The organism is Streptomyces sp. NPDC005728, assembly GCF_040630895.1.
In the GTDB taxonomy this organism is placed as follows: Bacteria; Actinomycetota; Actinomycetes; order Streptomycetales; family Streptomycetaceae; genus Streptomyces.
Genome location: NZ_JBEXYL010000009.1, coordinates 121,675 through 145,615 on the forward strand (window position 1 = coordinate 121,675; position 23,941 = coordinate 145,615).

The window sequence follows — 23,941 nt, forward strand, 5'->3', positions numbered from 1 at the left end:
CCGACCCCCAGGCCCCCGTATCAGACCAAAGACTCACGACCCTGAGAGGGATTGACGCATAGTGCTCGACGTCAACTTCTTCGACGAGCTCCGGATCGGCCTGGCCACCGCGGACGACATCCGTCAGTGGAGCCACGGCGAGGTCAAGAAGCCCGAGACCATCAACTACCGCACCCTCAAGCCCGAAAAGGACGGACTCTTCTGCGAGAAGATCTTCGGTCCGACCCGGGACTGGGAGTGCTACTGCGGCAAGTACAAGCGCGTCCGCTTCAAGGGCATCATCTGTGAGCGCTGTGGCGTCGAGGTCACGCGCGCCAAGGTGCGCCGTGAGCGGATGGGCCACATCGAGCTGGCCGCGCCCGTCACGCACATCTGGTACTTCAAGGGTGTCCCGAGCCGTCTGGGCTACCTGCTCGACCTGGCTCCCAAGGACCTCGAGAAGGTCATCTACTTCGCTGCGTACATGATCACGTACGTCGACGAGGAGCGCCGTACGCGTGACCTGCCCTCCCTGGAGGCGCATGTCTCCGTCGAGCGGCAGCAGATCGAGAACCGTCGCGACGCCGACCTCGAAGGCCGCGCCAAGAAGCTCGAGACGGACCTGGCCGAGCTCGAGGCCGAGGGTGCCAAGGCCGACGTGCGCCGCAAGGTGCGCGAGGGTGCCGAGCGCGAGATGAAGCAGCTGCGCGACCGTGCGCAGCGCGAGATCGACCGCCTCGACGAGGTGTGGGCCCGCTTCAAGAACCTCAAGGTCCAGGACCTCGAGGGTGACGAGCTGCTCTACCGCGAGCTGCGTGACCGCTTCGGCACGTACTTCGACGGCTCGATGGGTGCCGCGGCGCTGCAGAAGCGCCTGGAGTCCTTCGACCTCGACGAGGAGGCCGAGCGCCTCCGCGAGATCATCCGTACCGGCAAGGGCCAGAAGAAGACCCGTGCGCTCAAGCGCCTGAAGGTCGTCTCCGCGTTCCTGCAGACCAGCAACAGCCCCAAGGGCATGGTGCTCGACTGCGTGCCGGTCATCCCGCCGGACCTTCGCCCGATGGTGCAGCTGGACGGTGGCCGCTTCGCGACCTCCGACCTGAACGACCTGTACCGCCGTGTGATCAACCGCAACAACCGTCTGAAGAGGCTCCTCGACCTCGGCGCGCCCGAGATCATCGTCAACAACGAGAAGCGCATGCTTCAGGAGGCTGTTGACGCCCTCTTCGACAACGGTCGTCGCGGTCGCCCGGTGACGGGCCCCGGCAACCGCCCGCTGAAGTCCCTCAGCGACATGCTGAAGGGTAAGCAGGGCCGATTCCGTCAGAACCTGCTCGGCAAGCGAGTCGACTACTCGGCGCGTTCCGTCATCGTCGTCGGCCCGCAGCTGAAGCTGCACCAGTGCGGTCTGCCCAAGGCCATGGCGCTGGAGCTCTTCAAGCCGTTCGTGATGAAGCGCCTGGTGGACCTGAACCACGCGCAGAACATCAAGAGCGCCAAGCGCATGGTGGAGCGCGGCCGCACGGTCGTGTACGACGTCCTCGAAGAGGTCATCGCCGAGCACCCGGTTCTGCTGAACCGTGCTCCCACCCTGCACCGCCTCGGCATCCAGGCCTTCGAGCCGCAGCTGGTCGAGGGCAAGGCCATCCAGATCCACCCGCTCGTCTGCACCGCGTTCAACGCGGACTTCGACGGTGACCAGATGGCCGTGCACCTGCCGCTGTCCGCGGAGGCGCAGGCCGAGGCCCGCATCCTGATGCTGTCCTCGAACAACATCCTCAAGCCGGCCGACGGCCGTCCGGTGACGATGCCGACCCAGGACATGGTCCTCGGTCTGTTCTTCCTCACCACCGACGGCGAGCTGCGTGACACCAAGGGCGAGGGCCGGGCGTTCGGCTCCACGGCCGAGGCGATCATGGCGTTCGACGCCGGCGAGCTCGCGCTCCAGTCGGCGATCGACATCCGCTTCCCGGTGGGCACCATCCCGCCGCGCGGCTGGACCCCGCCGGTGCGCGAGGAGGGCGAGCCGGAGTGGCAGCAGGGTGACACCTTCCGCCTGCGGACGACCCTGGGCCGCGCGCTCTTCAACGAGCTGCTGCCCGAGGACTACCCGTTCGTCGACTACTCGGTGGGCAAGAAGCAGCTCGGCGAGATCGTCAACGACCTGGCCGAGCGCTACCCCAAGGTCATCGTGGCGGCGACGCTCGACAACCTGAAGGCGGCGGGCTTCTACTGGGGTACCCGTTCCGGCGTCACCGTGGCCATCTCCGACGTCGTCGTTCCCGAGGCGAAGAAGGCGATCGTCGCGGGCTACGAGGCGCAGGACGAGAAGGTCCAGAAGCAGTACGAGCGCGGTCTGATCACCAAGGAAGAGCGCACTCAGGAGCTCATCGCGATCTGGACCAAGGCGACCAACGAGGTCGCCGAGGCGATGAACGAGAACTTCCCCAAGACGAACCCCATCTTCATGATGGTTGACTCGGGTGCCCGAGGAAACATGATGCAGATGCGGCAGATCGCCGGTATGCGTGGTCTGGTGTCGAACGCGAAGAACGAGACCATCCCGCGTCCGATCAAGGCGTCCTTCCGTGAGGGCCTGTCCGTGCTGGAGTACTTCATCTCCACGCACGGTGCCCGTAAGGGTCTTGCGGACACCGCCCTGCGTACCGCCGACTCGGGTTACCTGACCCGTCGTCTGGTCGACGTCTCGCAGGACGTCATCATCCGCGAGGAGGACTGCGGCACCGAGCGTGGCCTCAAGCTCCGTATCGCGGACCGCGGCGCGGACGGTGTCCTGCGCAAGGCGGACAACGTCGAGACCAGCGTGTACGCACGTGCGCTGGCCGAGGACATCGTCGTCGACGGTGTGGTGCTGGCCCCGGCCAACACGGACCTGGGCGATGTACTCATCGACGAGCTGGTCAAGTACGGCGTCGAGGAGGTCAAGACCCGCTCGGTCCTGACCTGCGAGTCCGCCGTCGGTACCTGCGCGATGTGCTACGGCCGTTCGCTGGCCACGGGCAAGCTGGTCGACATCGGTGAGGCGGTCGGCATCATCGCCGCCCAGTCCATCGGTGAGCCCGGTACCCAGCTGACGATGCGTACCTTCCACACCGGTGGTGTGGCCGGTGACGACATCACCCAGGGTCTGCCCCGTGTCGTCGAGCTCTTCGAGGCCCGTACCCCGAAGGGTGTCGCCCCGATCTCCGAGGCCAACGGCCGCATCCGGATCGAGGAGACCGAGAAGACCAAGAAGATCGTCGTCACCCCGGACGACGGCAGCGACGAGACGGCGTTCCCGATCTCGAAGCGTGCCAAGGTCCTGGTCCGTGAGGGCGACCACGTCGAGGTGGGCCAGCAGCTCACCGTGGGTGCCACGAACCCGCACGACGTGCTGCGCATCCTGGGTCAGCGTGCCGTCCAGGTCCACCTGGTCGGCGAGGTCCAGAAGGTCTACAACTCGCAGGGTGTGTCGATCCACGACAAGCACATCGAGATCATCATCCGGCAGATGCTCCGCCGTGTGACGATCATCGAGTCGGGCGACGCGGAGCTGCTGCCCGGCGAGCTGGTCGAGCGCTCGAAGTTCGAGACCGAGAACCGTCGTGTGGTCCAGGAGGGCGGTCACCCGGCCTCCGGTCGTCCGCAGCTGATGGGTATCACCAAGGCCTCGCTGGCGACGGAGTCCTGGCTGTCGGCCGCCTCCTTCCAGGAGACGACCCGAGTGCTGACGGACGCGGCGATCAACGCCAAGTCCGACAGCCTCATCGGCCTCAAGGAGAACGTCATCATCGGTAAGCTCATCCCGGCCGGTACGGGTCTGTCCCGCTACCGCAACATCCGGGTCGAGCCGACCGAGGAGGCCAAGGCCGCGATGTACTCGGCCGTCGGCTACGACGACATCGACTACTCGCCGTTCGGCACGGGCTCCGGCCAGGCCGTTCCGCTGGAGGACTACGACTACGGTCCGTACAACCAGTAAGCGAGAAGTATGAAGGGCGGCCACTCCGTTTCGGGGTGGCCGCCCTTCGGCATACCTGGGGGCGTGCGGAGCCGTCAGGGGCCTGTGGGAGTGCCGCAGGGTGGCGCGGGGGAGGGGGAGGCCCTGCAAGCGGCGATGTCGCCCGAGACGGGCGTACAGGGCCATGGGGCGGATGCGAAACGCGATGGCCGGCGGCCCGGGAACTGTCGATTCGAAGATCACGTAGGGTACAGCGGCTTGACATGGAGCGCAGTCCGGGGCCGCCGGGTTCCATTTGTTTTGACCACAGCGAATGAGGTAGGTACGCTCAGACCTTGTGCCTGGGGTGTGCCCTGGCTCTCGTGCGTGCCTTCAAACCGCATAGTGAGCCGTGACCGGCCACCGTAATCTGTGCTCTTTTCGCCTCGCGGCGAGAGTCTGCCGGATTCGACACACCCGACCGCGTGGGTCGGCGACGTTCCAGGTTAGCTGTACCTATCGGCACACAGAAACCGGAGAAGTAGTGCCTACGATCCAGCAGCTGGTCCGCAAGGGCCGGCAGGACAAGGTCGAGAAGAACAAGACGCCCGCACTCGAGGGGTCCCCTCAGCGTCGTGGCGTCTGCACGCGTGTGTTCACGACCACCCCGAAGAAGCCGAACTCGGCCCTGCGTAAGGTCGCGCGTGTGCGTCTGACCAGCGGGATCGAGGTCACGGCCTACATTCCGGGTGAGGGACACAACCTGCAGGAGCACTCCATCGTGCTCGTGCGTGGTGGCCGTGTGAAGGACCTGCCCGGTGTTCGCTACAAGATCATCCGCGGCTCCCTTGACACCCAGGGTGTCAAGAACCGCAAGCAGGCCCGCAGCCGCTACGGCGCCAAGAAGGAGAAGTAGAAATGCCTCGTAAGGGCCCCGCCCCGAAGCGCCCGGTCATCATCGACCCGGTCTACGGTTCTCCTCTGGTCACGTCGCTGATCAACAAGGTGCTGCTGAACGGCAAGCGCTCCACCGCCGAGCGCATCGTGTACGGCGCCATGGAGGGCCTGCGCGAGAAGACCAGCAACGACCCGGTCATCACGCTGAAGCGCGCGCTGGAGAACATCAAGCCGACCCTCGAGGTCAAGTCCCGCCGTGTCGGTGGTGCGACGTACCAGGTTCCGATCGAGGTCAAGCCCGGTCGTGCCAACACGCTCGCGCTGCGCTGGCTGGTCGGTTACTCCCGCGCCCGTCGCGAGAAGACCATGACCGAGCGTCTGCTCAACGAGCTTCTCGACGCCTCCAACGGCCTTGGTGCCGCTGTGAAGAAGCGCGAGGACACGCACAAGATGGCCGAGTCCAACAAGGCCTTCGCGCACTACCGCTGGTAGTCGCTACCCACATCGAGACCGAGAGAAGACTGAAGCCTTATGGCTACCACTTCACTTGACCTGGCCAAGGTCCGCAACATCGGGATCATGGCCCACATCGACGCGGGCAAGACGACCACCACCGAGCGGATCCTGTTCTACACCGGTGTGTCTTACAAGATCGGTGAGGTCCACGACGGCGCTGCCACGATGGACTGGATGGAGCAGGAGCAGGAGCGTGGCATCACGATCACCTCTGCTGCCACCACCTGTCACTGGCCGCTGGAAGACGTCGACCACACCATCAACATCATCGACACGCCGGGCCACGTCGACTTCACCGTCGAGGTGGAGCGTTCGCTGCGCGTGCTCGACGGTGCCGTGACGGTGTTCGACGGCGTTGCCGGCGTTGAGCCCCAGTCCGAGACGGTGTGGCGTCAGGCGGACCGCTACGGTGTTCCGCGTATCTGCTTCGTCAACAAGCTCGACCGAACCGGTGCCGAGTTCCACCGCTGCGTCGACATGATCTCTGACCGCCTGGGCGCTCAGCCGATCGTCATGCAGCTCCCGATCGGTGCCGAGGCCGACTTCAAGGGCGTCGTCGACCTGGTCACGATGAAGGCGTTCGTGTGGTCCGCCGAGGCCACCAAGGGCGAGATGTACGACATCGTCGACATCCCGGCCACGCACACCGAGGCTGCCGAGGAGTACCGCGGCAAGCTGATCGAGGCCGTCGCCGAGAACGACGAAGAGATCATGGAGCTGTACCTGGAGGGCGAGGAGCCTTCCGTGGAGCAGCTGTACGCCGCGATCCGTCGTATCACCATCGCGTCCGGCAAGTCCAAGGACACCACGGTCACCCCGGTGTTCTGCGGCACCGCGTTCAAGAACAAGGGCGTCCAGCCCCTGCTCGACGCGGTCGTGCGCTACCTGCCTTCTCCCGTTGACATCGAGGCCATCGAGGGCCACGACGTCAAGGACCCGGAGACGGTCGTCAAGCGCAAGCCGTCCGACGAGGAGCCGCTGTCGGCTCTGGCCTTCAAGATCATGAGCGACCCGCACCTCGGCAAGCTCACCTTCGTCCGGGTGTACTCGGGCCGCCTGGAGTCCGGCACGGCCGTGCTGAACTCCGTCAAGGGCCGCAAGGAGCGCATCGGCAAGATCTACCGTATGCACGCGAACAAGCGTGAGGAGATCGAGTCGGTGGGCGCCGGCGACATCGTCGCCGTGATGGGTCTGAAGCAGACCACGACCGGTGAGACGCTGTGCGACGACAAGAACCCGGTGATCCTGGAGTCCATGGACTTCCCGGCGCCGGTCATCCAGGTCGCCATCGAGCCCAAGTCCAAGGGCGACCAGGAGAAGCTGGGCATCGCGATCCAGCGCCTGGCCGAGGAGGACCCGTCCTTCCAGGTCCACTCGGACGAGGAGACCGGCCAGACCATCATCGGTGGTATGGGCGAGCTGCACCTCGAGGTGCTGGTCGACCGTATGCGCCGTGAGTTCAAGGTCGAGGCCAACGTCGGCAAGCCGCAGGTCGCCTACCGCGAGACGATCCGCAAGGCCGTCGAGCGCGTGGACTACACCCACAAGAAGCAGACCGGTGGTACCGGTCAGTTCGCCAAGGTGCAGATCGCGATCGAGCCCATCGAGGGCGGCGACGCCTCGTACGAGTTCGTGAACAAGGTGACCGGTGGCCGTATCCCGAAGGAGTACATCCCTTCGGTGGACGCCGGTGCTCAGGAGGCCATGCAGTTCGGCATCCTCGCGGGCTACGAGATGACGGGCGTCCGCGTCACGCTCATCGACGGTGGCTACCACGAGGTCGACTCCTCCGAGCTCGCCTTCAAGATCGCCGGTTCGCAGGCCTTCAAGGAGGCCGCGCGCAAGGCCAGCCCTGTGCTCCTTGAGCCGATGATGGCCGTCGAGGTCACCACGCCCGAGGACTACATGGGTGAGGTCATCGGCGACATCAACTCCCGCCGTGGCCAGATCCAGGCCATGGAGGAGCGGGCCGGTGCCCGCGTCGTCAAGGGCCTCGTGCCCCTGTCGGAGATGTTCGGCTACGTCGGCGACCTCCGCAGCAAGACGTCGGGTCGCGCAAGCTACTCGATGCAGTTCGACTCCTACGCCGAGGTTCCGCGGAACGTCGCCGAGGAGATCATCGCGAAGGCCAAGGGCGAGTAACGCACCGCGCTACGACGCTTTAGGCTTGACCCTGGAGCCTCACGGGTCGTTCCTCCGCATTCGTGGCGGAATGACCCGGGGCCCGGGACTTAACAGCAAAGATCACCTGGCGCCGACGATCCAAGGCGTACAGAACCACTCCACAGGAGGACCCCAGTGGCGAAGGCGAAGTTCGAGCGGACTAAGCCGCACGTCAACATCGGCACCATCGGTCACATCGACCACGGTAAGACGACCCTCACGGCCGCCATTACCAAGGTGCTGCACGACGCGTACCCGGACCTGAACGAGGCCACCGCGTTCGACAACATCGACAAGGCGCCCGAGGAGCGTCAGCGCGGTATCACCATCTCCATCGCGCACGTCGAGTACCAGACGGAGACCCGTCACTACGCCCACGTCGACTGCCCGGGTCACGCGGACTACATCAAGAACATGATCACCGGTGCCGCGCAGATGGACGGCGCGATCCTGGTGGTCGCCGCCACCGACGGCCCGATGCCGCAGACCAAGGAGCACGTGCTCCTGGCCCGCCAGGTCGGTGTTCCGTACATCGTCGTCGCCCTGAACAAGGCCGACATGGTGGACGACGAGGAGATCATGGAGCTCGTCGAGCTCGAGGTCCGTGAGCTCCTCTCCGAGTACGAGTTCCCGGGCGACGACCTGCCGGTCGTCCGCGTCTCCGCGCTGAAGGCGCTGGAGGGCGACGCCACGTGGACGCAGTCCGTCCTCGACCTGATGAAGGCCGTCGACGAGAGCATCCCGCAGCCCGAGCGTGACGTCGACAAGCCGTTCCTGATGCCGATCGAGGACGTCTTCACGATCACCGGTCGTGGCACCGTCGTCACCGGTCGTATCGAGCGTGGTGTCCTCAAGGTCAACGAGACCGTCGACATCATCGGCATCAAGACCGAGAAGACCACCACCACGGTCACCGGCATCGAGATGTTCCGCAAGCTGCTCGACGAGGGCCAGGCCGGTGAGAACGTCGGTCTGCTGCTCCGCGGCATCAAGCGCGAGGACGTCGAGCGCGGCCAGGTCATCATCAAGCCGGGCTCGGTCACCCCGCACACCGAGTTCGAGGCGCAGGCCTACATCCTGTCCAAGGACGAGGGTGGCCGTCACACGCCGTTCTTCAACAACTACCGTCCGCAGTTCTACTTCCGTACGACGGACGTGACCGGCGTGGTGACCCTCCCCGAGGGCACCGAGATGGTCATGCCGGGTGACAACACCGAGATGAAGGTGGAGCTCATCCAGCCCGTCGCCATGGAAGAGGGCCTGAAGTTCGCCATCCGTGAGGGTGGCCGGACCGTGGGCGCCGGCCAGGTCACCAAGATCAACAAGTGATCTTGAACTGACCAGGCCCGGGTCTTCGACCTGGTAGCTGTCGAAGGGGCCCGTACGACTTCGGTCGTACGGGCCCCTTTGTGCTGCCGGGAGGCGGCGGCGCGATCGGCTACGAAAGTAATCGGCGCCCACGACCGGTTCCCCGGTATCGCCGCCCCAGTGGTCGTCAGCGGGGAGGATCACCCGGGAGTCGTACGGGTGGCAGGAGACCTCCGGCACGACATCGAGCGGGTGGCGGGCGTACGGACCGGCTCGACGGTCGCCCTTTCCCGGTCCTCGTGGCACGCTCGGCCGCAGCACGCTGATCGACGGTCTGATCGAGCGCGGCAATCTGGACGTGCGCGGCGTGCGGGGCCGCTGGGAGACCTCGCTGCAGACGGTGGTGGACCGCCCGCGGGGCCGTGTGGAGCAGCAGCTCAGGCTGGAGGTCCGGGTGGAATGGTCGCGGGTATTGGCCGGGCGCTCGGAGAGGGCACTGGCGGTGAGCGGGGCGGGAGCGCCGCTGCGGGTGGGATGCACGGCGCACCATCAACCCCGCCGGAGCCTGCGCGGCTTCGTGGAGGCGGGCGGGTAGGTGGCGATCGACGCGGAGCACTACGACCGGCCGGTGGGGAAGTGGCGCCGGATCGACGGCATCGGGCGTACGGGGGCCGGGATGACGCCGTGGCCGGTGACCGGGCCACGCCGGACGCCGGAGGGCGTTGCGTCCTCACGCCTGGAGTACGAGGTCGGCCTGCTGTCGGAGCCGGCGGGCGAGGTGACCGTGTGGGCGTACGTCTCCCCGTGGAACCCGGCGCTGCCGACGGGAGGCCTGCGCCATGGGGTGCTGACCGACGACGCCGCTCCCCAGTCGGTCGATATCAACGCGGGCGCCGACGACGGGCTCATGAACCTGACGTGGGCGCGGAACGCCTCGGACAACGTCAACGTGACCGCAACGCACCACACCGTGACGAAGATCGGCGTCCACCGGTTGAAGTTCTGGATGGTGGATCCCACGGTGGTGCTGCAACGGCTCGTGATCGACACGGGAGGGCTGCCGGCGCTGTACCTGGGTCCGCTGGAGAGTCGACGGCTGTAGTACGGCGTTACGGCGAGGGGTGGACGGTGGGCGGTCTGATCGGTGGCCACGGGCAGAAGAGGCTGGCGTCCTCGCCCGCCGGGAAGCGGACGGCGGCCAAGGCCATCCAGGACCACATCGAGTCGCAGACCCGCAGGGCCGGGGACTGGGCGGACGAGGAGACCGGGGCCGCGGTGAAGGCCCTCGGCGCGCGGGACGGGGACGGCTGGCTGACCTCGGCGGCGCTGCGGAAGGCCCACGAGACCTGGGGCGGCCAGGTGAAGAACCTGATGGACCGGTTGGGCGCGGAGAAGGACTCCCTGGGCAGCGCGAACACGGTACTGACCAGCAGCGACCTGGCCGTCGGATCGCGGCTCCGGAAGCTGTCCACGCTGGACCGGTACTGACGGGGGACGACCGGGGATGCCGACGTACCACGAGATCATGAGCGCCGACCTCTGCGCGCTCACCACCGCGGCCGAGCGCTGGGAGGGCATGGCGGGCGAGTTCGCCACACAGGAGAGCGCGTACCGCCGGGATGTCTACGGCATCACGATGGGGCTCGCCTGGACGGGCATGAGCGCGGAGGCGGCGCACGGGCGCTTCGACGTCACGCTCAAGGAGTTCCGGTACGCGCAGACGGAGGCGAAGGCGATCGCCTCCTTGCTGCGGGACGCGCACGCCCAGTTCGTGGAGCTGAAGGGCCGGCTCACGGCGGCGCGGAAGGAGGCGGTGGCGGCGGGGATGCGGGTCTCGGAACGGGGCCTGGTCAGTGCGGACCCTGAGCGTGCGAAGGAAGCGGACGAGCCGGCCGTACGGTCCTGGCAGGACCGGATCGACAAGGCCGTCCGGGACGTGACGGACGCGGACACGGGTGTCCAGATCGCCCTGACGGCGGCGGTCGTCGACTCGGACCCGCTGGTCGGGGGCCGGGGCTTCAACGGCAGGGCGTTGGGGGACGTCGAGAAGTACGAGGCGCTGGAGGCGGAGGGGGCGCTGGAGAAGCTGAGCGCCGGTCAGCATCTGTCGCGGCGCGAACTGGCGGAACTGGAGCGGACGTTCCGCGACAACGCCGACGACGAATCCTTCTCCCGCACCTTGCTGGACGACTTGGGCGCGGCGGGCACGATCAGACTGACGAACGAACTGAACGACCTGATCCACGTGCGGGGCGGGGCGGCTGCGCACGCCTACTCGACGATCGAGACGGGCCTGGCGGACACGCTCGCGACGGCGACGAGGGACACGGGCTCGGCCTGGTACAAGCAGTGGCGCGCGGACATGCGGCGTGCCGGCATCGAGCACTACGCCACGGATGCGCAGGCGGAGCGGCTGGACAAGGCGGTGGGGTATCAGTCGTTGGTGACACTGATGGGGAAGGGGCACGGGTTCGCGCCGGAGATGCTCGAGGATCTGACTGACGACATGATCGCGGCGGAGAAGAGGGACCCGGGGGTCTGGCAGCTCAAGGGGGAGTACAGCGGTAAGCAGGGGGGCTGGTTCGCCAATGACCCGGTGGACGGCGCGCTGGGCATCATGAGCCGGGACCCGAAGACGGCGGCGCATTACCTGGGTTCGGACGCGCACATGAAATACCTGATGCAGGAGCGCGACTGGAAGGTCACGCTGCATGATCAGAGGAATTCCAACGCGGGTATCTACGAGGCCGGGCTCGACGGAGACGACCGAGTGGGCTTCGGGTCGGCCCTCCAGGCGGCGGCCACGGGAATCGACCCGGCCGACAGACACGCGCACTACGTGGCCCACATGCATCAGAACGACGCGGTCTTCAAGTCGGCGCTGGGCTACCTGGCGGAGCGGGGGGACGACTTTCCGCCGTCGCTGCGTCGGCCGATGGCCAACATCCTGGTGAACCATGGCGCCACAGTCCACGCGTCCATGGGTGAGATCGATATCGAGCATTCTCCGCTGAAGCAGGACCAGCTCTTCGAGGTGGTGAAGCAGGTGTCGAAGGACAAGGGTGCCTACGGCACCTTGAACGGGGGCCTGAACCAGGCGATGGTCGCGAACATCCATGCCGACCACTCCAGGTCGGCGGAGTCCCTGACCCGAGCGGGCCGGACAGTCGGCTTCCTGGAAGAGGCCCGTATCCAGGCGGCGGGATCCCCGAAGACCGCGGAGTTCGAGACCAAGCCGTTCTTCGACAAGGCGATCAGTTACATCCCGGTGGTCAACGAAGATGTACAGGCCGGGTTCGACTATGTCACTGACAAATGGCTTGCGGATGAGCAGAAGAGGCTCGACAACCAGCAGGCGGACGACAACATCAAGGCTTACTCCGCGAGGAATGGGCAGTTGATGGCGCTTGCAGAGGAATGGAAGAAGAAACATTACGGAGGCCAAGATCCCTACTTCAATCCGAAGCAGGAGATCAATAGGTCGGCGCAGGATGGAATCGCACACGCGGCCGGAATGTCAGGGGAAGTGCCCAAGTGACCACCTTCCGGCCAACCGGCTTGCTGGGATTGGCTGTCATCTCTCTCGCCGTGTGTGTGGTTTCTTGCAGCAGCCCTGGAGATCGGGGTGTTCCGGAAACTGTCTGTGGTACTCGTATCGATCCACGTCTCACGCGTCTGCTCCTGAAATCCACCGATGACCTGCACGAGTTCAGCCGGGTTGAGCGGGCTGAGGAGATCACGGCCCCGTGTGTTCTTCTGTCGGGGCATGATCCCGTGCTTGAATTTCAGTTCTCGTGGGATGAGGGCGCCACGGACCTCATGTATTTGGCGACGAGTAGCGGATCGGTATCGCATGTCAGCCAACCGCGTAGTATCGATTTCGCCCAACATGCGATCGTGGGAACCGATGGGGCTATCTCGATCACTCCATGTAAAACAAAAGGCGGCAACTACTTCACCCTCACCCTCCAGCTCCCCCAGGTCGAACTCACGGACCAAACCCACCGCAAGGACATCGAGAAGTTCATGCGCGCCTACTTCCCGGCCACCCTCAAAACCCTCGACTGTGCCTGAGTCGTTGTTCTTTATGGGGTGGTCAACGGTGGCCCACTGGCAGGTCGGCAACCGTCAAAGAAGCGCCAAGGGTGGTGGCTCAACTGCGTGGGTGGGCCATCTGCTGAACGCGTGGAAGCGCGAGCTGAAGGACGCCGTTCCGAAGAACGCGCTCACGCGGCTGGAAGCGCAGAGTATGGACATGAACCGTCTGTGGGCCAGGGGCTGGGGCTTGACCGTGGGTTGCGGGACACCCTGTCGTACGACTCCCGCGACAACGCGGCCGCCGCCCGCACCGACGCCCAGACCCAGCTGCGCTGACCCGTGGAAAGGAACGATCGTGTGTGGTTACCGGTATGTGGGGCCTGCCGAGCTGCGAGCCGCGTTGCCACCGGAGAGCGGCGCGTGCCCGATCGCGTCGGCCGCCGACTTCGACGCCTGGGTCGTACGGCAACCAGCGGCCGAGCTGGCGGACCCCTTCACCTTCGTGATCGGCATGGATGGTTCGCTCCGACTCGCGCCGCGGCGGAGCGAGCACGTGGCCTGTGCCGGAGGCGAGCCGGTGCTGAGTGCCGGTGAGATCGGGTTTGGCAGGGAGGCGGGGCGCTGGGTCGTCCGGGAGGTGAGCAACCAGTCGACCGGCTACTGCCCGGACGGCAGCTCCTGGCCGGCCGTCGCCGGGGCCCTTGACCGCATCGGACTCGGGCACCAGGCCCGCTTCACCCATGAAGTGGTGTTCCGGCGGTGCCCTCGCTGCCAGGAGCACAACATCGTGCGGGAGGGCGACTTCGTCTGCGTCTACTGCGACGGCGATCTGCCCATGGACTGGAATGTCGACCCCGAGGGCCCTGGGCGTCCCACCGCGTGAACGCCTCGTCTCGTCGTCCGGTGGCACTCCCTTCTTCTCTCGGTCCGTTGCCCCGACGGACGACGCCACCCGCACGGATCTCGCATGCCGGCCGTCTCCGGACCACGGCCTGATCCGGGCGCGGCGGGTATCGGTGCAGTCCGAAACCGTCCGGTAGCTGCCCTGATTCCGGGTTGGGGATGGACATGGTCCTCGGTTCGTCGGTCAAAGGAACTCCACCGGCAACCCAGGAGCCGTTAAAGAAAGAGCGGGGGCGGCGGCTCAAGTGCCCCTTGCGGCAGCGGCGTTGTTAGCGTGACGCGGGCACGCCAGAGACGCAGACGGGGGTTGGCATCATGGCAGGAAGTGGCGGCGAACAGGCCGTAGGAATGCAGCTCAACCAGTACCCGGCCGATCCCGGCGGTGGCGGATCGACGGGCGGCGGTGGCCGGAAGGATCTCGCGTCGTCGCCCGCCGAGAAACAGGCCGCGGCGAACGCCATCGAGAAGCACATCGAGCACGACACCCGCACGGCAGGGGCGTGGGCGGACGGCGAGACGGACTCCGTCGTCAAGGCGTTCGGAGCCAAGGACGGCCACGGGTGGCTCACCTCCGGAGCCGTGAGCACGACCCACAAGACGTGGGGCGAGTCGGTCCAGACCCTCATGATCCGGCTGGCGGGTGACAAGGGCGCACTGCGGGGCTCCAACACCGTACTGACGGGGACGGACACCGGAATCGGGAGCGGGCTGCTGAAGCCGTCGCCCTTCACCGCGTACTGACCGCTTGGCCGCCGCATCCGCCATCGCTTCACTCAACGGGGAACCATGCCGACCTATCACGAGATCCTGACGACCGATCTGTCCACGCTGACCACCGCCGCCGAGCGGTGGGACGGCATGGCGACGAAGTTCCACGAGCAGGAGATCGCCTACCAGCGCGATGTGCACGGGATCTCCCTGGGGCCGAGCATGCAGGGGCTGCACGCGGACGCAGCCAACGCACGTTTCGACATCACGCTGAAGGAGTTCCAGAAGGCCCAGACGGAGGCGAAGGCGATCGCCTCGCTCCTGCGTGACGCTCACACCCAGTTCGTGGATCTGCGCAAGAAGCTGGAGTCGGCCCGGGACGACGCCATTGCCCAGGGGATGAAGGTGTCGGACCAGGGCCTGGTCTCGTACGACACCGGGAAGCTCAGCCAGGGCGACCGGCAGGCGCTGGCCCACGACCCCGACTACCAGGAGAGCATCCGCACGTCTGTCGCCTCCTGGCAGGCGCACGTCGACCAGTGCGTGAAGAACGCGGACGACGCCGACAAGGGTGTCGAGATCGCCTTCAAGGCCGTGGGCGTCGACTCCGACATCAACGACGGCACATTCAACGGCTTCAACGGCAACGCCAAGGGCGACATCGAGAAGTACGAGGCGGACGAGGCCGACGACATTGCGAAGCGCGTCAACGCCGGCAAGGCCTCCGCGGCGGACTACAAGGAGTTGCAGCGCCTCTTCCACGACAACTCCGGCGACACGGCGTTCAGCCAGACCCTGCTGGACGACCTGGGGGCCAAGGGCACGCTGCAGCTCTCCAACAGCCTCGACGGCCTTGCCTATGACGGCGACAAGAAGCACGGCGGCCAGTACCTGGACATCCAGAAGGGCCTGGCCACCACACTGGCGACCGCGACGAAGGACCCGGACTCGGCCTTCTACAAGAACTTCCGCGCGGACATGCGGAAGGCCGGAACCGAGCAGTTCAAGGTCGACGGCCTCAGCCCCATCCCGGACGAGAAGGTTCGCGGCTACCAGAGCCTCGTCACGCTGATGCAGCAGGGGCACGGCTACTCCGGGCAGTTCCTGGAGGACACCGCGGACGACATCCGGCACGCGGAGGAGTCGTACATGGCCAAGGGCAACACCGGGTCCATCTGGGCCCTGCGGGACAAGTTCAGCGGCAAGGACCGGGGGTGGTTCGCCAACGATCCGCTCGACGGCGTGCTCGGCATCATGTCCCAGGACCCCAAGACCAGCACCGAGTATCTGGACCCGGCCCACACTGACAATCTGAAGTACCTGATGCACGATCGGGACTGGGACACCGTTGTGGACCACTTCGCGACTCCGCCCGGCGGCACCACGACGGGCATGCCCGTCATGGCGGAGGACGGCGATGCCCACAAGGGGCTCGGCGCGGCACTGGAGGCCGCAGCAACGGGTCATCCTCCTCTTGCCTCGGGCCAGGACCCCTGGCCCGAGGCCGGTCACGATGCGGCGCAGACCCGCGTCATGGCCGGCGTCCTCGACCAGCTCAAGCCGGGATCCGGCACGGACGCGCCCGTGCCCGCGAATCTCCGGCAGCCGATCGCCGACGCGCTGGGCGAATACGCGGCGGACACCCATCAGACCCTGGCCGGGGTGGACGCCGACTACGTCAAGGCCGCCAACGGTGACGGTTACTTCACCGACGCACACGGCCGCGTCCATCTCGCGGCCGACCCGAAGAATCTTGTGCAGATCATGCGCGGGCTCTCCGACGATCCCTCCGCGTACGCGACGCTGCAGAAGGCCGAGGACCGGCACATCAACTACGAGATGGACCAACTGCCGAAGGGCGCCCTCCACCAGGACATCGACTCGAAGTTCGAGAACTTCGGAGCCGTGCGCGGAACGTACAGCGCCATCGAAGAGGACGTCATCAACGACGCCCGCATGGACAAGTACGCGGCCGCCGACTGGAAGTCGAAAGTCGCCTACCACGTGATCGGTGGCGCGCTGACGCCGCTGTACGCCTCCACCGGAGGGGTGACCATCGCCTACGGTGATGCTCTGCAGCGTGGCGTGGACACGGTGACCTGGGACATGGACAACCAGTGGAAGGCGCAGGCGGACACCGAGGCCAACGCCAAGGTCGCCGACACCTTCCTCTCGGCGAACAAGCACCTGCCGCTGCTGATCAACGGCTGGGCCGAGGGCCGACCCGACATCGACATGACCAATGCGGATGCGAAGACTCGGATCGGGGATCTCACCACAGCGGCGCTCGAAGGTCAGACCCGAGGGGCCACGACCGCGGAGAAGTACTTGGTCGACACCACGAATTGAACAGACCGCGACCATCCCTCTCGCAGAAAGCAGTCAGCAAGCCATGTCCTCGTCCTCGGCGCCGCGCTCCAGCCGGTTCCCCCTGAAGGTGACGATCACCGCCGTATGTCTGGTCCTGGCCGGAGGGACGTGGCTCTGGCTCGACTCGGCCGGTGCCTCCGGGGCGTGTCAGGAGCTTGTGGGGGACAAGCGGGTGCGGGCGGCGCTGGGGTCGGGGTACCGAAGCGATCTCGGTTGCTCGGAGCTGGGAGCGGCCGCCAAGCGCGCCACCACAGGTGCTTCGGCGGGCAAGCACTCCCTTCAGCAGGCGCGGGCCATGCAGAACATCCTGCTGGCCATGGACGACCGGATGGGTACGGGTGCGGGACAAGTGGATCCCGCCCTCGCTGTTCCCTTCGCCGAAGCGCTGGCCGACTACGCGGACGACACGGACCAGATCCTGACCTCCGTGAACGTGGACTACATCCGCGCGGAGACCCAGTCGACCTCCCCGTGGGAGGACCAGACCGGCGTGCACATGTCCATCTCGGTGGATTCCCTGATCCATGTCGTGCGGGGACTGTCGGACAGCCCTGCCGCATACGCCACGGTGCGCGACGCCGCCACCCGGCACATCGCGGCCGACTTCGCGGCGACCCCCCGCACCTCCGACAAGGTCATGCTGGGCCTGCGCGCCAAACTGGCCGCTCGGATCCTTGGCTCCCTGGACGGCGTGGCCCAGAAGGTCACGCAGGACAAGCGGCAGGCCGGGGCGGAGAAATGGGGTGCGGACGTCGTCGCGCGTCTCACGGCGCACTCGAAAGCACCGCCCGCCTACCGTGAGGACCCCGCCGGCCACCTGCTGTACTCGTGGAAGCGGGAGCTGAAAGACGCCGGCCCGAAGAACCCACTCACACAGCTGGAAGCGCAGAGCGAGGACATGACGCGGTTGTGGGCCCGGGCACTGGGGCTCGAGCAGGGGATGCGGGACTCGCTGCCGGGCGAGTCCCGCGACAACGCGATCGCAGCCCGCAAGGACACCTTCGACAAGCTGCGGTGACTGCCGGCGCTCGCTGTCCTCCGGGCTGAAGCGGTTCAAGAGCAGCTACAGCAGCAGTGAAGTCGACGACTGCGTAGAGATAGCCACCACCCCCTCACCACCCACATCCGCGACTCCAAGAACGTCGCAGGTCCCCGCCTCGCGCTCACGCCGGAGGCCGGGGCGGACTTCGTGGCGTACGCCTCCGTGGGCTGACCGCCGCCGGCACGTCAGCGCCGGTCGAAGTCCTTGTCGGCCGGGAACTTCACGTCCGCGCACCCGCGTCGCTCGGTGATGCCGTCGGCGTAGACCCGGAAGAGGGCCTTCAGCCGGTCGATGACGACGCCGTCGTAGGTGCGGCTGATGGTCAGGATGCGCACGACGGGTACCGGTCTCCGCCGGGTCCCTCAGTACCGGATCAGAAGACGGGCAGGGCCGTGAGCGAGTCGCCGTCCACCAGGAACACGCGGTTGCCGTCGGCTGCCAGCCAGTAGCGGGTGGGGTTCTTGATGATGCGGAAGGTCCAGGTGGTGCTGCGGACAGGGGACCCGGCGTCGGTGTTGTAGTCGTCGGCCAGGTAGAGGACGTTCACGCCGCCTTCTGTCTTGTTTACGGCGACGGACCAGAAGCCGTTGCCCTGGATGACCAGCGGGCTGGGCGGGTCGCAGGTGAACAAGCCGTGGTAGACCCAGTCGGTTGCCCGGCCGGTGGTGATGTCGAGGCGCAGCGGTGTGTCGAGGGCGGCCGCGTAGATCCACTTGCCGTGGAGCACGGACGGGCCCCAGCTGACCTCTTGGTTTGGCTTGGGAAGCCGGTAGTGCCACTGCTCCTTGCCTGTGTCGGCGTTGCGGGCGGTGAGGTTGTGGCCGGAGAGGTAGACGTACCGGCCCGTTGCGCTGACCTTGACTCTGCCGTCCGCCTGCCCGGACAGGGACCACGCCGTGCTGCCGTCGTTCGTGCGTACGGCGAGGACGGCGCCGTTCTCCGTGGTTACGACCAGGACGCCTCGGGTCACCAGGCCGCGCGCCCCGGTCGGGGCACCGAAGCCGGGGCCCTTCTTCGTGGTCCAGCGGATCCTGCCGTCGGAGCGGCTGACAGCGCGCACACGACCGTCGTCGGTGGTGACGTACACCGCCTCGTCGTCCGCGGCCAGGACGGAGGCGGCGTCGGCGCGGGCCGTCCACTTCGGTTCACCGGTGGAGGGCACGAACGTCAGCAGGGTGCCGTCGTCGTCCGCGGCCGCGATCAGGCGGTCGGACAGGGAGACGTAGCGGCGGGTGGCCACGGCTCTGGTCGACGACCAGCGGTGCCTGCCGTCGACCACACTCAGCGCCGAGACACCGCCCTTCGGGTTGCCCACGAGCAGGACGTCCCGTACCGGGAGTGGTGCCGGTGCATCGGTGCTGAGGGCGGAAGAACGTCGCCAGAGCGGGTCCGGGGTCTGGCCCACCACATAGTCGCCCTTTTCCGCAGAGAAGAGTCGGGCCGTCGGTCTGTGCACCGCAGGCGGGACGTCGAAGGGCGAGGTGCGGTTCTTCTGCCAGAACCACCACGTGGTGCCGCCCGCCCCGGCCAGGGCGACGGGGCCGCCGATCGCGAGGGCCGTGAGGAGGCGGCGCCGGGGGAGGCCGTCCGGTGTGATGGTTCCGGCCAGGGTGGTCAGCTCGTGCAGGTGGCGTTCGCGATGCCGGATGTCCTCGGCCACGGGTCCCCGGCGCCAGACGCGGTCGCTGCCGCGCGGCGGGGCGAACGCCTGCGCGATCGCGGCCGGGGCGGGCCGGTGCGCGGGATCCTTGGCCAGGCAGGGGGCGATCAGGGTCTGGAGGGTGGGCGGGACGCGGTCCATGCGGGGCGTGCCGTGGACGACCTCGTACTGTACGGCGGCGATGTGCGAACCCTCGTACGCGCGCTGCCCGCTCGCCGCGTGGACGAGGAGGGCACCGAGGGAGAACACGTCTGCGGGCGGGCCGACTCGGTGGCCGAGTGCCTGCTCCGGCGCGCCGTATCCGGGGGTGACCGGCACCTGCCCGGTGGTGGTGAGTGTGAGGCCGTGCTCGGGACGGGCTATGCCGAAGTCGATGACGCGCGGACCCGTCGAAGTGAGCACCACGTTGGCCGGCTTCAGGTCGCGGTGGACCAGGCCCGCGGCGTGGATGTCCTGAAGCGCGCCCGCCAGGGCCGCCGCGAGGACCCGCACCGTGCTCTCGTCCAGGGGGCCGTGCGTGGTCACGGCCTCTTCGAGGGACGGGCCGGTGAGGAACTCGGTCGCGATCCAGGGGCGGCCTTCTTCGGTCCGGGCGTCCAGGACGCGGGCCACGCCCGGGCTGTCGACCGCCTGTGCCATCTGTGCCTCGCGGACGAAGCGCTGGACGAGATGGGGGTCGTCCGCGAGGTGGCGGTGCAGCACCTTCACGGCGGCCGCGCGCCCGGTGCGGTCCTGGCCGACGTAGACCCTGCCCATCCCGCCCTCGCCGAGTACGCCGACGATGCGATAGGGCCCGAGACGGATCGGGTCCCCGGTGTCCAGAGGCTTCATGTCCGGTGCTGCTCTCCGTGGTCTCAGAGGATTTCCGTGGGCTCAGAGGAGCGAGTAGCCCGCCGCGTACTGAGCGCTCAGGGCGATGAGCCGGCGGGACGATTCGTGGGCGAAGTAGTTCGCCGAGGCGGACGCCCTGACGGGGTGGGTCGCGGTGCCTCCGGCCAGGTCTACGGCGGCCAGCCGCGCCGACGCCTTGCGGTACACGTACGCGATGCCGACCACCGGAGGTGCGTCGAGGTCCGCGGATGTCGCACCGCCTGCCTTCTCGGCCCAGCACAGCTCGCCGCTGCCGGCGTCGACCGCGACGATCCCGCGGCCCGCCTCCACCGCGTACACGACCCCGTCCTTGACGGCCGGCGGGCTGTGTCCGGCTCCGGCACCGCCCTTGTCGTGCTGCCAGACCTCCTTGCCGTCGTCCAGGCCGAGGGCGACCAGCCGGTCCGCCGAGGGATACACGTGCCGGTCGTCGACGGCCAGGCGGGCCCGGCTGAAGGCGGGCTGCCCGCTGTCGAGCGGGCGGCTCCACACCAGCTGCCCGGTGCGGGTGCTGCGCACGACCAGCTCCGTCGCGCCGGCGGCCGACTGCTGCACGAGGACGAGATGGTCGCCCGACACCTGGGCCGAGAGGAAGTGCGCACGCTGGGATCCGTCGGGTCGTGCGGGGAGCGGGACGTCCCAGAGCGCGCGCCGTGCGCGGATGTCGAGAGCGAGCAGGTGCCAGGTCTGGTCCTTGCGGAACGAGGTGTTCGCCTCACGCGACGGGGACCCCTTGCCGCCGACCGCGTAGACGACGGTGTCCGTGGCGCACAGCAACTGCGTGCCGTAGAGGTCGCCGTTGAGATCCTTCAGCTCGAGCAGCGGATCGCCGGCCTTCCCGTCGGCCAGGTCGACCGGGCAGACGGTCAGGGGCGCGGCCAGGTCCGCGGCATAGCCGAGCGTGTGGATCCGCTTGCCGTCGGTGGCCGTACGCTGCCCGAACCAGATGCCGGAGTCGGGCCACAGCGTCTTTCCCGTCCTCGGGTCCAGGCCCTTGACGTCGTACGCGCCGACGACCAGCAGCCCGTCGAGCAGCAGGGGGGTCGGTGGCACGGGCGGGTCGGCGTACTCCGCGGTCACCTGCCAGCGCAGGTCCCAGGCGGGCTTCGCGGAGCTCGTCGGCCCGGGCCGCACCGGAGTGCTGCCGGGGTGGCCGAGCCAGGCCCAGGCACCCGCTCCGGCCGCTGCGACGCCGAGGGCCGAACCCGCGCCGACGGACAGCAGCCTGCGGCGGGACATCCCCGCCGGGGTGCCGTCGGGCACGGTTTCGGCAGGGCTGTGGCCGGCCGGGGGCGGGAGCCGGCGCGGTTCGACCCGCCAGACCTCCGTGGCGCGCCGGGCGATGTCCGTGAGCACCGGCTGCGGCAGGCCGTGAGCGAAGTCGCCCGTGCCGTCGTCGGGTCGGGCGAGTCGGGAGCGCAGCCAAGCCGTCGTCGGGCGCTGCCGCGGGTCCTTTTCGAAGCACGGTCGCAGGACCTGGACGAGGCCGGCCGGGACGCCGGTCAGGTCCGGCTCGGCGTACCGCACCCGGAACAGCAGATCCGCGGCCTGCCCCGCGCCGAAGGGGCCCCGCCCCGTCGCGGCGAAGACCAGCACCCCCGCCAGCGCGAACACGTCTCCGGCCGGCGCGTGTTCCCCGCCCGTCGCCTGTTCGGGCGACATGAACGCGGGTGTGCCCGCCGCGACTCCGGCCCGGGTCAGGCGGTCGTCCCCGATCGCCCGGGCGATACCGAAGTCGATGACCTTGGGGCCGTCGGCCGTCAGCATGATGTTGGACGGCTTGAGGTCGCGGTGGACGACGTCCGAGCCGTGCAGCTGGTCCAGGGCCTCGCACAGGAGCGAGCCGAGGGCGCGTACCGCACGTTCTGGCAGCGGTCCGGCCAGCCGGACGGCGTCGTCGAGGGGCGGGCCGATGACGTATTCGGTGGCCAGCCAGGGCGTTGCGTGGAGTGTGTCGGCGTCGAAGACGCGCGCGCCGTGACGAGCGCCGATGACCCGGGCGGCGTCGGTCTCCAGGCGGAAGCGGGTACGGAAGACCGGATCGGTGGCCGTACGGGCGTGCATGGTCTTGACGGCGGCGATGCGTCCGGTGTCCGAGCGGCCCAGGTAGACCGTGCCCATACCGCCACTGCCGAGGCGGGCGACGAGGTGGTAGGCGCCGAGCTGCTCGGGGTCGTCATGTGCGAGGGGGGAGAACATCAGGGGAGCCGCACCTCCGCGCGGCGCACGGGCAGTTGTGCTGCAAGGACGCCCGCCGACTGGCGGGCGAGGGCGGCGACGAGGGGCGCCGGCAGCGGGAAGGGCGGCGACCCGGTGGTGCCGGCCGGCCGGTGCGCGCCGTCGAGGACCGTGGGCACGGGTACGGCACCGGCATGCCCCGGGGCCGTGGGGTCCGTGGGCGGCAGCAGCGCGGCCGCCAGGTCCGCCGCCGAGGGCCGTCGCGCCGCGTCCCGGGACAGGCAGGCGGTGACCGGCGCACGCAGGGACGCGGGAAGCTCGTCCCGCTCGGGGACGGTGTGCCCGGTGCTCGCGTACGACAGCACCGCACCGAGGCCGTAGACGTCGCCCAGCGGGCGCGGCAGGCCGCCCTGTGCCTGCTCCGGGGGCAGGCACCCCGGGTCGAGACCCGGCGCCCCGTCACGCTGCGCACCGTCCGGGCCCGCAGCCCGCACCGCCCCGAAGCAGGCCAGCCGCGGCCCGTCGGTGCCGAGCAGTACGGCGGCCGGTGACAGACCGGCGTGGGTCACGCCCTGCGCGTGGGCCACGGCCAGCACCGAGGCCAGGGCCGCCCCCAGCGCTCGTACGAAGGCCTCGGGCAGGGGACCGCCGTGCGCGGCGAGAGCGGCGGGCAGCGGGAGCACAGGAACGTACGGGATCGCACACCAGGGGGGCGTCGCGGACCCGTCCGCCTCCGTCACGGGTGCGAAGCCGGGCAGCGACAGGCGTCGGGCGCTCTCCGTCTCTGCGGACCAGAGGGCGGGATCCGCGCCGGGCCGCGGAACGCAGACGATGACCGTGCGCCGGCCGTCCGCGCTGCGGGCGAGGTAGCGGCGGTCGGGTGTCCGGCGCCTCTCGTGCAGGCCGTCAACCGCGGCCAGAACCGTGTAGGGCCCGATCTGCGTCGGGTCGTCATGACGCAGATGCTCCATGCGCGTCCGCTCCCCCTGATTGTCGGCACAGGGGATCGATCTTAGTGGGGGCATGCCCAGCCCGGCCGGTGCACCGGGGTTCTGCACCGGACCCGCACGCCGGTTTGACCTGCGTCACTCCCGGGGTATTCTCTCCGGCTCGATTGGCGGAGCCCCCGCTCCATATGGCAGACTGTCCGAGTTGCTCGGTCGAGTGTTGATGCTGCGCGCCTCCCGCCGGGAGGACCGGAAGCGAGTCCCACAGTACTCGTCGTCCTAACTGCCTGTTGGCAGCACTGGGGCGGACGTACGGGAATCTTTCGGGAAGTGGAGTGCGGCACCGACCAGGCGCCCGGTGGGCCTTCCGCCCTCGGCTTGCGGTTCCGGAAGGGCCGTGTGCATTCCCCGCAGGGATGTTC

The 23,941-nt window shown here is 68.1% G+C and carries 16 protein-coding genes and 2 pseudogenes; 14 read left to right on the forward strand and 4 right to left on the reverse strand.

Annotated elements, in window-relative coordinates:
* Positions 1–61 precede the first annotated feature (61 nt).
* From ABZ471_RS09565 to ABZ471_RS09630, 14 genes and pseudogenes are all read left to right on the forward strand, one after another.
* Complete coding sequence (locus tag ABZ471_RS09565) at positions 62–3,961, forward strand: DNA-directed RNA polymerase subunit beta' (RefSeq protein WP_359064275.1); 3,900 nt, start codon at positions 62–64, stop codon at positions 3,959–3,961.
* Between the two features lie 502 nt (positions 3,962–4,463).
* Positions 4,464–4,835 carry a 30S ribosomal protein S12 gene (rpsL, locus tag ABZ471_RS09570; protein ID WP_003948652.1) on the forward strand — a complete coding sequence of 124 codons (372 nt, stop codon included), beginning with the start codon at positions 4,464–4,466 and terminating at the stop codon, positions 4,833–4,835.
* Positions 4,836–4,837: 2 nt separating this feature from the next.
* Complete coding sequence (rpsG, locus tag ABZ471_RS09575; protein ID WP_005481264.1) at positions 4,838–5,308, forward strand: 30S ribosomal protein S7; 471 nt, start codon at positions 4,838–4,840, stop codon at positions 5,306–5,308.
* A gap of 39 nt (positions 5,309–5,347) precedes the next feature.
* The gene (gene fusA, locus ABZ471_RS09580) at positions 5,348–7,474 is read left to right on the forward strand and encodes an elongation factor G (RefSeq protein ID WP_359064277.1); all 2,127 of its coding nucleotides are present in this window, start codon (positions 5,348–5,350) and stop codon (positions 7,472–7,474) included.
* 156 nt (positions 7,475–7,630) lie between these two features.
* A complete protein-coding gene (gene tuf, locus ABZ471_RS09585; protein WP_359064279.1) occupies positions 7,631–8,824 on the forward strand; it encodes an elongation factor Tu in 1,194 nt (397 codons plus the stop codon).
* Between the two features lie 379 nt (positions 8,825–9,203).
* Positions 9,204–9,905 (forward strand): annotated as a pseudogene (locus tag ABZ471_RS09590) (glycosyl hydrolase); the annotation flags it as partial.
* Between the two features lie 26 nt (positions 9,906–9,931).
* The gene (locus ABZ471_RS09595) at positions 9,932–10,291 is read left to right on the forward strand and encodes a hypothetical protein (protein ID WP_359064281.1); all 360 of its coding nucleotides are present in this window, start codon (positions 9,932–9,934) and stop codon (positions 10,289–10,291) included.
* A gap of 148 nt (positions 10,292–10,439) precedes the next feature.
* Positions 10,440–12,341: a hypothetical protein gene (locus ABZ471_RS09600; protein WP_359064283.1), complete on the forward strand. Its 1,902-nt coding sequence runs from the start codon at positions 10,440–10,442 to the stop codon at positions 12,339–12,341.
* Positions 12,338–12,877 (forward strand): hypothetical protein, encoded by a 540-nt coding sequence (locus tag ABZ471_RS09605; protein WP_359064285.1) that lies wholly within the window; start codon positions 12,338–12,340, stop codon positions 12,875–12,877. The genes ABZ471_RS09600 and ABZ471_RS09605 overlap by 4 nt, the downstream gene beginning before the upstream one ends.
* Before the next feature lie 364 nt (positions 12,878–13,241).
* Positions 13,242–13,724: a hypothetical protein gene (locus tag ABZ471_RS09610; RefSeq protein WP_359064328.1), complete on the forward strand. Its 483-nt coding sequence runs from the start codon at positions 13,242–13,244 to the stop codon at positions 13,722–13,724.
* 335 nt (positions 13,725–14,059) lie between these two features.
* Positions 14,060–14,485 carry a hypothetical protein gene (locus ABZ471_RS09615; RefSeq protein WP_359064287.1) on the forward strand — a complete coding sequence of 142 codons (426 nt, stop codon included), beginning with the start codon at positions 14,060–14,062 and terminating at the stop codon, positions 14,483–14,485.
* A 45-nt stretch (positions 14,486–14,530) separates the two neighbouring features.
* Positions 14,531–16,801, forward strand: a complete 2,271-nt coding sequence (locus ABZ471_RS09620) for a hypothetical protein (protein WP_359064289.1) — start codon at positions 14,531–14,533, stop codon at positions 16,799–16,801.
* Positions 16,802–16,844: 43 nt separating this feature from the next.
* Positions 16,845–17,840, forward strand: a complete 996-nt coding sequence (locus tag ABZ471_RS09625) for a hypothetical protein (RefSeq protein WP_359064291.1) — start codon at positions 16,845–16,847, stop codon at positions 17,838–17,840.
* Positions 17,841–17,853: 13 nt separating this feature from the next.
* Positions 17,854–18,035, forward strand: a pseudogene (locus ABZ471_RS09630) (DUF397 domain-containing protein).
* 14 nt (positions 18,036–18,049) lie between these two features.
* On the opposite strand, the gene ABZ471_RS09635 reads toward ABZ471_RS09630, so the two are convergent.
* Genes ABZ471_RS09635 through ABZ471_RS09650 form a run of 4 tightly spaced genes read right to left on the reverse strand, consistent with a single transcriptional unit; the run spans position 18,050 to position 23,543 of the window.
* On the reverse strand, positions 18,050–18,199 hold the full coding sequence (locus tag ABZ471_RS09635; protein WP_359064293.1) for a hypothetical protein: 150 nt from the start codon (positions 18,197–18,199) through the stop codon (positions 18,050–18,052).
* Positions 18,200–18,237: 38 nt separating this feature from the next.
* Positions 18,238–20,355 (reverse strand): serine/threonine-protein kinase, encoded by a 2,118-nt coding sequence (locus tag ABZ471_RS09640; RefSeq protein ID WP_359064295.1) that lies wholly within the window; start codon positions 20,353–20,355, stop codon positions 18,238–18,240.
* Between the two features lie 42 nt (positions 20,356–20,397).
* Entirely contained in the window at positions 20,398–22,593 is a 2,196-nt protein-coding gene (locus ABZ471_RS09645) for a protein kinase (RefSeq protein ID WP_359064297.1), read from the reverse strand.
* Positions 22,593–23,543, reverse strand: a complete 951-nt coding sequence (locus tag ABZ471_RS09650) for a serine/threonine protein kinase (protein ID WP_359064299.1) — start codon at positions 23,541–23,543, stop codon at positions 22,593–22,595. Before ABZ471_RS09650 ends, ABZ471_RS09645 begins: the two co-directional genes overlap by 1 nt.
* Positions 23,544–23,941 lie beyond the last annotated feature (398 nt).